We start from the raw sequence: 9,151 nt of genomic DNA, 5'->3' as shown, positions 1-9,151 counted from the left end.
ACTTGAAACCCGGGCGGTTTGCGCGCAGACCGCCCGCCTCATCCCCAAACCAATAGGACCCCCGGTTCGGGGACCCAGGAGCTAGAAGATGGCCAAGGAAAAGTTCGAACGCACCAAGCCGCACTGCAACATCGGCACGATTGGTCACGTTGACCACGGCAAGACGACGTTGACGGCGGCGATCACGATGACGCTGGCGAAGGCCGGCGGCGCGAAGGCGATGAACTACGCCGACATCGACGCCGCCCCGGAAGAAAAAGCCCGCGGCATCACGATCAACACGGCTCACGTCGAGTATGAGACGGCCAACCGTCACTACGCGCACGTCGACTGCCCGGGCCACGCCGACTACGTGAAGAACATGATCACGGGCGCCGCCCAGATGGACGGCGCCATCCTGGTGGTGTCGGCCGCCGACGGCCCGATGCCGCAGACGCGCGAGCACATCCTGCTGGCCCGTCAGGTCGGCGTGCCGGCCCTGGTCGTGTTCATGAACAAGGTCGACCTGGTCGACGACAAGGAGCTGCTGGAGCTGGTCGAGATGGAAGTGCGCGAGCTGCTTTCGTCCTACCAGTTCCCGGGCGACGACATCCCGGTGACCATGGGTTCGGCCAAGGCCGCGACCGACGGCGTGAACCCGGAAATCGGCGAGCAGCAAGTGCTGAAGCTGATGGAAACCGTCGACGCCTACATCCCGCAGCCGGAACGTCCGGTCGACATGCCCTTCCTGATGCCGCTCGAAGACGTCTTCTCGATCTCGGGCCGCGGCACCGTGGTCACGGGTCGCGTCGAGAAGGGGATCGTCAAGGTCGGTGAAGAAGTCGAGATCGTCGGCATCCGTCCGGTCCAGAAGACGACCTGCACGGGCGTCGAAATGTTCCGCAAGCTGCTGGACCAGGGTCAGGCCGGCGACAACGTGGGCGTGCTGCTGCGCGGCACCAAGCGTGAAGACGTCGAGCGCGGTCAGGTGCTGTGCAAGCCGGGTTCGATCACCCCGCACACCAAGTTCCTGGCTGAAGCCTACATCCTGACCAAGGAAGAAGGCGGCCGCCACACGCCGTTCTTCACCAACTACCGTCCGCAGTTCTACTTCCGCACGACCGACGTGACCGGCATCGTGCACCTGAAGGAAGGCGTCGAGATGATCATGCCCGGCGACAACGCCGAGCTGACCGTCGAACTGATCACCCCGATCGCCATGGATCAGGGCCTGCGCTTCGCCATCCGTGAAGGCGGCCGCACCGTCGGCGCCGGCGTGGTGGCCAAGATCGTCGAGTAATCGATCGATCCGGGCCCCAGGGCCCGAACAGTAGCGTAACGGCCTCTCTCACCAGCGGCCGCAGTATCGAGTAACAGAGCGGCCCCCCGGAGCAGTCCAGGGGGCCGCTTCTGCTTTCAGGGATTGGGCTTTCCGGTGGCCGGGTCGGTTTCCGTCTGGCCTGAATTGCTGGAACCCGCGGCGCCGTCGGGTTCGGTTGCAGGGCGCGGCGGTTGCCCGGGGCGGTCAGGCTTCTGGTTCTCGTTCTCGATTTCGCGACTGTCGGGGCGGGGATCGGGCATGGCGTGTTTCCTTGTGAGGCAGAACAACGCCCGGCGGCGAGCGCCGCTCCCATATCTCGTTCACCAACACTCTAAACCGTGTTGAAACGCGGCTGATCCAGAGTGGTAAGGCGGAGTGGCGGTTGCTCGTCGTTTCGCGCAAGGGGGAAGCCATGTCCGGCGCGTTATCGGTTGAAATCCGCAAACTTGACAGCCTGACGGCTGACGAGCGCGTTCAGTGGAACGCCTGGAGCGCGGCTGATCCCGATCTGGCCAGCCCCTATTTTCGTGTCGAGTTCGCCCAGATCGCGGGAGGGGTGAGCCCCGGCGCCGCCCTGGCGGTCTTCCGCCGCGATGGCGAAACGGTTGGCTATTTTCCGCATCAGAGGCGCGGCGGGGCGATCCAGCCGATCGCCGCTCCCATGAACGACTATCACGGCGTGATTGGTCCGAAGGGCGCTGTGCCGACGCTGGCGGAGGTCGCCCGACTGCTGGGCGGCACGCGGTTCAGCGTCAATGGATGGGTTGGACCGGCGTCCGGGGGCATCCGGGGCGAGAGTTTCCGCACCGCCATTCCCGAGGACGGCGGCTACCAGGCCTGGTATGCGGCGCGGCGTCAGGCCTTCGGCAAGTATTTCAAGGACAAGGAGCGGGCGCGGCGCAGCATGGCCGCCGAGTTCGGCTCGGTCGAGGTCCAGATCGGCGTGCGCGACGGCGCCCTGCTGGACGAGTTGATCGCTCTGAAACGCGAGCAGTACCGGCGAACCACGCGACACGACGTCTTCGCCTGCGGCTGGACTCGCGACCTGCTGCACGCCCTGATGGCGGCGGAACATGACGATTTCGGCGCCTCGATCGCGGTGCTGCGGGCGGGCGGGCGTATAGCGGCCATGGAGTATTCGCTACACGCCGGCCGACGGTTTCATTTCTGGTTCCCGGCCTATGTCCCCGCACTGGCGCGCTGTTCGCCGGGCATCATGCTGAGCATGGAGACCATTCGTCTGGGGGCCGAGCGCGGCTACCGCGATTTCGACTACGGTTTCGGCGGCGAGGCCTACAAGCGCTACTTCTGTGACACGATCCAGCCTGTGACGGAGGCTGCGATCCTGAAACCCGGACTGCCGAGCGCCCTGGGCGAGATGACTGCGTCCGTGCTGAGCCTGGCCGGGCCGGAGCGGGCGGAGGCTTTGCGCAACAGCCTGCGCCGACGCTGGAACGTGATCGAGGCCTGTGAAACCAATGGCGTGGACCGGTTCAAGGGGGTGGCGCTGGCCGCCCGCGTGGCCGTCTCCAAGGCGATGGGACTGACGGCATCTGCATAATGAAGACGAGGACCATCATGTCTGAGCGCGGCACCCGCTACCCGGGCCCCATCGCCGAGGCGGCGTTTCATCCGCACAGCCTCATCTCCCAGGGGTTCGCCGAAGACGCCGTTCTGGCCGGGATTCTGGATCGCTATCCGGCCGACCTCTTCGACATCAATCTGTACGACTACGACGACGAGGGGCAGGTGTCGCTGCGGACCGGCGCGCGCGGGCGACTGGACGGAGGGCAACTGCTGGAGGCGATCCAGCAAGGCCGGCTGTGGGTCAACCTGCGCGGGGTGGAAACGGGCTGGCCTGAACTGTGGGCTGCGGCCATGGCCGAGTATCGAAAGATCCAGGCGACCTATCCGGGACTGAAGGCGATCAAGAACGCGGGCCAGTTGATCCTGTCCTCGCCCAAGGCGCGGGTGCCCTATCATTTCGATGCGGCGGGGGTGGTGCTGTTCCACCTGCGCGGGCGCAAGCGGATCTTCATCTACCCTGGCGACGAGGCTCATCTGCCAGAGCGCAACATGGAGCAGGTGGTGGCCCGGCAGACGACCGAGGAACTGCCCTATACGCGCGCCTTCGAGGAGGACGCGCGGATCATGGATCTGGAGCCCGGCCAGGCGTTGACCTGGCCCCTTTATGCGCCGCACCGGGTCGAGAATCTGGATCGCTTCTGCGTCTCCCTGTCGATGGACTTCCAGACCTGGCCGTCGCGCTGGCGCAACGGCGCGCTCTATACCAACGCCGTCATGCGCAGCCGGGGCGGGTCGCCCCGCCTTACCGACCGGATGGGGCAGGGGGAACTGGCGGCGCGATGGGTCGCCTCGCTGGCGCTGCGCCGCATGGGCGCGCTGAAAAGCCGGATCGCGCATTTCGAGCGCGACTTCGAACCCGAGGTGGGCGTGGCGGACGGCGCCGGAAGCCTGAGCCGCTGAGATCCGAAATCCATTTCTTACAACGACTTCATGACCTCGATTTAAAATGACTTGAGCGCTGCGGCGGACCATTTTCACCTCACATCTGGAGAGGGACATCGCCATGAAGATCGCCGTATACGCCGCAGCCTCCGCCGCCGTCCTGGCCGCATTCGCCGCCGCCCAACCTGCGGCCGCACAGGACGCCGAGATACGTAACGCTGTGGCGCGCGTGATCGTCATTCCCGAGGACCGCACGGACATCGCCGTCGAGATCACGCAGGGATCGGCCGATCTGCCGCCACTGACGGTCGAGCGTCGGGGCGACAAGGTTCGCATTGACGGCGGCCTGGGCCGTCGCCGCAGCGTCCTGCAATTCAACAATGACAGCATCCGCAACTGCAACAACGGGCGAGCCGACGCGCGCCAGCCGGGCGAGGGCGCCACGGTCGAACTGGCCGACAAGGGACGCATCCGTCTGGAGGACGCGCCGCTGGTGGTGCTTCGCACGCCGCGTGCGGTGGATGTCAGCTCGGGCAGCGGCGTCTATGGCTCGATCGGCCGGGGCGCGCGGACGGTGGACCTGGGCGCCGGCGGTTGCGGGAACTGGACCGTCGCCAATGTCGACGGGCGTCTGGAGATCGGGGTCGGCGGCTCCGGCACGGTCCGCGCGGGCACGTCGCGCTCGCTGGAAGCCTCGGTCGGCGGCTCGGGCTCGATCCTGGCGGGGGCGACCGGTGATCTGGAAGCCAATGTCGGCGGCTCGGGCAATATCGTGGTGGCGGGTGTGAACGGCCCCGCCGAGGTGTCCATCGGCGGTTCGGGCGACGTCACGATCCGGGGCGGCCGCGCCTCAACGCTGGAGGTGGCGATCGCCGGCTCGGGCAACGTCCGTTTCGACGGGACGGCGAACGCCTTGGAGGCCTCGATCGCCGGCTCGGGCGATGTGCGCGTGGCCGAGGTCACCGGCCCGGTGTCGCGCTCGATCGTGGGTTCGGGCGAGGTGCGCATCGGACGCTGATCCGAGACACCCAGCCCAGAGAGAAGGCCCGGGAGCGTGGAACCCCCCGGGCCTTCTTCACGTCCGGGTCTCAACCAAGCAGCGACCAGTAAAAAGCCCCGGCGGATTGCTCCGCCGGGGCTTTTCGTCCTGACCCTGGGGTCGAGGCTTTCGCGGCTTAGAAGCCGGCGAGGCCCGGCAGGCCGGCCAGGGTGCGGCCCAGGTTGGCGCCGGCGCGGTCCAGCGACTGCAGGGTGCCGCCGAAGTTGTAGCGAGCGCCGACCATGAAGACGTCAGCGTCGACATCGACGTTGGCGAAGTCGGTCGAGACGCGCTGGTACGTGCCGCTGACGCTGAACGGGCTGTTGGCGAACTGGTACTCGGCGCCGGCGCCGTAGGCCCAGACGTCGGCTTCGGCCAGGTCGGCGTCGACGTTGGTGTACGAGACGCCAGCGTTCAGGCGGAACGACGGGTTGACGTAGTAGGCGGCGTCGCCGCCGAAGGTCCAGGCGTCAGCGCCGTCCAGATCGGTGTAGGACACCAGGCCCGTCAGGGTCGCGGAGGCCAGGTACTTCTGGACTTCTGCGCCGACCGAGAAGGTCTCGTCGCCGCCGAGGTCCGTGACGCCGACGAAGCCGCCGAGGCGCAGGTCCGAGCCGATGGTCTTGGTCAGGTGGGCGGCGGCGGCGGCCGTGGTGTCGTCGCCGAAGTCGCTGTCAGCGTAGTTGACGGCGCCGTTGACGGTGACGGTCCATTCCGGAGCGACCTGGAAGGCGCCGACGCCGTCCAGCTGGGCGCCGTCGGTCTTGAAGCCTTCGGCGTCGGTGTGGACGTAGCCGATGCCGGCCGAGCCGACAGCGTCTTGAGCGAAGGCGGGAGCGGCGATCAGGGTCGCGGCGGCGACCGAGGCGAGGAAGACGGTTTTCATTATGATTATCCTTTTTGTCGTGCCGCCGGATTCGCATCGCGGCGGGAACGGCCAGATAGGCCCCGCTTGGACGCTTTGCTGTAACGAACTTGTCATGTTTCAGCGGTTTAGGGCCGATGTTGCCGAAGTGTGACGCATTGCGGCATGTTTGCGTCACTCGGCGGTGCGGGATTGCGGCGGACCCTTAACGGCGCTGTCATGTGGTCAAGCTTTCGCCCCAGACGTTAAGCGGCAGGGCGCGAGCGGCGCGGAGGGGCGCTATATAGAGGGCGTCCGATCGATTGATCCGCCGCAGGCCAGCGCGAGTCTCAAACCCTTGCTGCGCGGCGGTTTCAGCGCTTGACGAAAAAGGAATCGAAGGGCATAAGCCCCCTTCTTGTTGGACCGGCTGTGCACTTTCGGGTGCAGACGCGGTTCGCAGGGACGACCTAAGTTACTGTTCTTTGCAGCATTCTTGGGACTTCAATGGCCTTCGCGGGTTTCTGCGTGGGCCAATCGTTTTTGCGGATTTGCGTTCCTTGGGGCTCTGCCCGAGGCTTCGGTCTTTGAAATGGTTCACAGGGACGCGGTTCCGACCGCTTGGGAATAACAACCGATATGGATCAAAGCATCCGCATCAGGCTCAAGGCCTTCGATCATCGCGTCCTCGACTTTTCGACGCGCGAAATCGTCAATACCGCCAAGCGCACCGGGGCGACCGTTCGTGGTCCGATCCCGCTGCCGACCCTGATCGAAAAGTTCACCGTGAACCGCTCGCCGCACGTCGATAAGAAGTCGCGCGAGCAGTTTGAAATCCGCACGCACAAACGCGTGCTCGACATCATCGACCCCACCCCGCAGACCGTGGACGCGCTCATGAAGCTCGACCTGTCCGCTGGCGTGGACGTCGAGATCAAGATTTAAGAAAGAAAGAGGCGGGATCCGACATGCGTACGGGCGTGATCGCCAAGAAACTGGGTATGACGCGCGTCTTCGCTGAAGACGGCGCGCACATCCCGGTCACGGTTCTGCAGCTTGATGGCTGTCAGGTCGTGGGTCAGCGCACTCAAGAGCGGGACGGCTACGTCGCCCTGCAACTGGGTGCCGGCACCAAGAAGGCAAAAAACACCAACAAGGCTCAGCGCGAAGTTTTCGCCAAGGCCGAGGTTGAACCTAAACATTATGTGACCGAATTCCGCGTTGACGCGGAAGGTCTGCTGGACGTGGGCGCCGAACTGTCGGCCGAACACTTCCTGGTGGGTCAAAAGGTCGACATCCAGGGCGAGACCATCGGTAAGGGCTTCGCCGGCGCCATGAAGCGCTGGAACTTCGGCGGTCTTCGCGCCTCGCACGGCGTGTCGGTGTCTCACCGTTCGCACGGTTCGACCGGCCAACGTCAAGATCCGGGCAAGACCTTCAAGGGCAAGAAGATGGCTGGCCATTACGGTCAGGAAGTCGTCACCCAGCAGAACCTGACCGTCGTCCGCGTGGACGCCGAGCGTGGCCTGATCCTGATCAAGGGCGCTGTCCCGGGTCACGACGGCAGCTACGTCAAGGTTCGCGACGCCATCAAGAAGGCTCGCCCGGCTGACGCTCCCTTCCCGGGCGCCGTCAAGTCGACCAAGGCTGCTCAACCCGCCTCGACCCCGGCTGAAGCGCCGGCCGTTGAAGCGACCGAAGGCGGTGAAGCGTAATGAAACTCTCTGTCATCAAGCTCGACGGCAAGGCTGCCGGCGACGTGGAACTGTCGGAAGCCGTCTTCGGCATCTCCGACATCCGCGGCGACCTGCTCGCTCGTTACGTCAACTGGCAGCTGGCCAAGCGCCGCGCCGGCACCCACAAGGTTCAAACCCGCAACGAGAATTCTCGTACGGGCAAGAAGATGTACAAGCAAAAGGGCACCGGCGGCGCTCGTCACGGTTCGCGCCGTGCCCCGCAGTTCGTCGGCGGTTCGCGCGCCTTTGGTCCGGTTGTCCGTGACCACGGCTATTCGCTGCCGAAGAAGGTCCGCGCCCTGGCTCTGCGTCACGCTCTCAGCTCGAAGGTCAAGGCCGGCGATCTGATCGTGGTCGACAGCGTTTCGGTCAAGGAAGCCAAGACGGCCTCGCTGCGCGAGACCTTTGGCAAGCTCGGCTGGACCAAGGCTCTGATCATCGCGGGTCCGGAAGTCGAAACCAACTTCGGCCTGGCCGCTCGCAACATCCCGAACATCGACGTGCTGCCGAACGCCGGCCTGAACGTCTATGACATCCTTCGGGCCGACAAACTGGTGCTGACCAAGGCCGCCGTTGAGGCGATCGAGGCGCGCTTCGCTGAGAAGGAAGCCGCATAATGGCCGCCGCTCAACCCACCGCCAAACACTACGACACCATCCTGGCTCCGATCATCACGGAAAAAGCCACGATCCTGTCGGAGCAGAACAAGGTTGTGTTCCGCGTCGCCGGCACGGCGACCAAGGACGAGATCGCTGCTGCGGTCGAAAGCCTGTTCAAAGTCAACGTCCTCAAGGTCAACACCCTGGTTCAAAAGGGCAAGACCAAGCGCTTCCGGGGCATCCTGGGCCGTCGCGTGGACATCAAAAAAGCAATCGTGACGCTGGCCGATGGTCAGTCGATCGACGTGACGACGGGGCTCTAATCAGATGGCTCTGAAGCATTACAATCCGACGTCGCCGGGCCGCCGCGCCCTGGTGCTGGTCGACCGGTCCGAGCTCCACAAGGGCCGTCCCGAGAAGTCGCTGACCGAAGGCCTGACGAAGTCCGGCGGTCGTGGCGCAGGTGGTCGCATCGCTGTCCGCTTCCGCGGCGGCGGCGCCAAGACCCTGTACCGCAAGATCGACTTCAAGCGTCGCAAGTTCGACGCCATCGGTACGGTCGAGCGTCTGGAATATGACCCGAACCGCACGGCCTTTATCGCTCTGGTGACCTACGCCGACGGCGAGAAGACCTACATCATCGCGCCGCAACGCCTTAAGGCCGGCGACACGGTGATCTCGGGCGAAAAGACCGACGTGAAGCCGGGCAACGCCATGCCGCTCCGTTCGATGCCGGTGGGTACGATCATCCACAACATCGAAATGAAGCCGGGCAAGGGCGCTCAGCTGGCCCGTTCGGCCGGCGCCTACGCCCAGCTGGTCGGCCGCGATCAGGGTTACGCCCAGATCCGCCTCGGCTCTGGCGAACTGCGCATGGTTCTGGACGGCTGCATGGCCACGGTGGGTGCGGTTTCGAACCCCGACCACATGAACCAGAACCTCGGCAAGGCCGGTCGCGTTCGTCACATGGGCTGGCGTCCGCACGTTCGCGGCGTCGCCATGAACCCGATCGACCACCCGCATGGTGGTGGTGAAGGCCGGACCTCTGGTGGTCGTACCCCGGTTACGCCGTGGGGCAAGGACACCAAGGGCACCCGCACCCGCAAGAACAAGGCTACGGACAAGTACATCATCCGTACCCGCCACGTTAAGAAGGCTCGCTAA

At 65.2% G+C, this 9,151-nt stretch carries 11 protein-coding genes; 9 read left to right on the top strand and 2 right to left on the bottom strand.

The annotated features are described in order from the left end of the window. The first annotated feature begins 88 nt into the window (after positions 1-88). Positions 89-1,279, top strand: a complete 1,191-nt coding sequence (tuf, locus tag ACOZBP_RS05140) for an elongation factor Tu (RefSeq protein ID WP_422675310.1) — start codon at positions 89-91, stop codon at positions 1,277-1,279. A gap of 116 nt (positions 1,280-1,395) precedes the next feature. On the opposite strand, the gene ACOZBP_RS05135 is transcribed toward tuf, so the two are convergent. Then, positions 1,396-1,560, bottom strand: coding sequence for a hypothetical protein (locus ACOZBP_RS05135; protein ID WP_422675309.1), 165 nt, complete (start codon positions 1,558-1,560; stop codon positions 1,396-1,398). 152 nt (positions 1,561-1,712) lie between these two features. Between ACOZBP_RS05135 and ACOZBP_RS05130 the strand changes: the two genes are divergently transcribed. The 3 genes from ACOZBP_RS05130 to ACOZBP_RS05120 all read left to right on the top strand — a co-directional run bounded on the left by ACOZBP_RS05130 (position 1,713) and on the right by ACOZBP_RS05120 (position 4,787). After that, positions 1,713-2,861 carry a GNAT family N-acetyltransferase gene (locus tag ACOZBP_RS05130; protein ID WP_422675308.1) on the top strand — a complete coding sequence of 383 codons (1,149 nt, stop codon included), beginning with the start codon at positions 1,713-1,715 and terminating at the stop codon, positions 2,859-2,861. 17 nt (positions 2,862-2,878) lie between these two features. Further along, the gene (locus ACOZBP_RS05125; RefSeq protein ID WP_422675307.1) at positions 2,879-3,787 is read left to right on the top strand and encodes a transcriptional regulator; all 909 of its coding nucleotides are present in this window, start codon (positions 2,879-2,881) and stop codon (positions 3,785-3,787) included. Between the two features lie 103 nt (positions 3,788-3,890). Further along, the gene (locus ACOZBP_RS05120) at positions 3,891-4,787 is read left to right on the top strand and encodes a GIN domain-containing protein (RefSeq protein WP_422675306.1); all 897 of its coding nucleotides are present in this window, start codon (positions 3,891-3,893) and stop codon (positions 4,785-4,787) included. Between the two features lie 157 nt (positions 4,788-4,944). Here the strand turns inward: ACOZBP_RS05120 and ACOZBP_RS05115 are convergent, their stop codons facing one another. Further along, complete coding sequence (locus ACOZBP_RS05115; RefSeq protein WP_422675305.1) at positions 4,945-5,694, bottom strand: porin; 750 nt, start codon at positions 5,692-5,694, stop codon at positions 4,945-4,947. Between the two features lie 597 nt (positions 5,695-6,291). Between ACOZBP_RS05115 and rpsJ the strand changes: the two genes are divergently transcribed. The 5 genes from rpsJ to rplB are packed head-to-tail and all read left to right on the top strand — an operon-like array spanning position 6,292 to position 9,151. Beyond that, positions 6,292-6,597: a 30S ribosomal protein S10 gene (rpsJ, locus tag ACOZBP_RS05110; RefSeq protein WP_105563630.1), complete on the top strand. Its 306-nt coding sequence runs from the start codon at positions 6,292-6,294 to the stop codon at positions 6,595-6,597. 23 nt (positions 6,598-6,620) lie between these two features. Further along, positions 6,621-7,367, top strand: coding sequence for a 50S ribosomal protein L3 (rplC, locus tag ACOZBP_RS05105; RefSeq protein ID WP_422675304.1), 747 nt, complete (start codon positions 6,621-6,623; stop codon positions 7,365-7,367). Then, positions 7,367-8,005: a 50S ribosomal protein L4 gene (gene rplD / locus ACOZBP_RS05100; RefSeq protein WP_422675303.1), complete on the top strand. Its 639-nt coding sequence runs from the start codon at positions 7,367-7,369 to the stop codon at positions 8,003-8,005. The genes rplC and rplD overlap by 1 nt, the downstream gene beginning before the upstream one ends. Beyond that, on the top strand, positions 8,005-8,310 hold the full coding sequence (locus tag ACOZBP_RS05095) for a 50S ribosomal protein L23 (RefSeq protein WP_105563633.1): 306 nt from the start codon (positions 8,005-8,007) through the stop codon (positions 8,308-8,310). Before rplD ends, ACOZBP_RS05095 begins: the two co-directional genes overlap by 1 nt. A 4-nt stretch (positions 8,311-8,314) precedes the next feature. Next, positions 8,315-9,151, top strand: coding sequence for a 50S ribosomal protein L2 (gene rplB, locus ACOZBP_RS05090; protein WP_114818616.1), 837 nt, complete (start codon positions 8,315-8,317; stop codon positions 9,149-9,151).

This window comes from Brevundimonas sp. NPDC058933, assembly GCF_049315965.1.
Classification (GTDB): domain Bacteria; phylum Pseudomonadota; class Alphaproteobacteria; order Caulobacterales; family Caulobacteraceae; genus Brevundimonas.
Note: the sequence above shows the minus strand (reverse complement) of the source record. Positions and strands in the feature narration are given on the sequence as shown.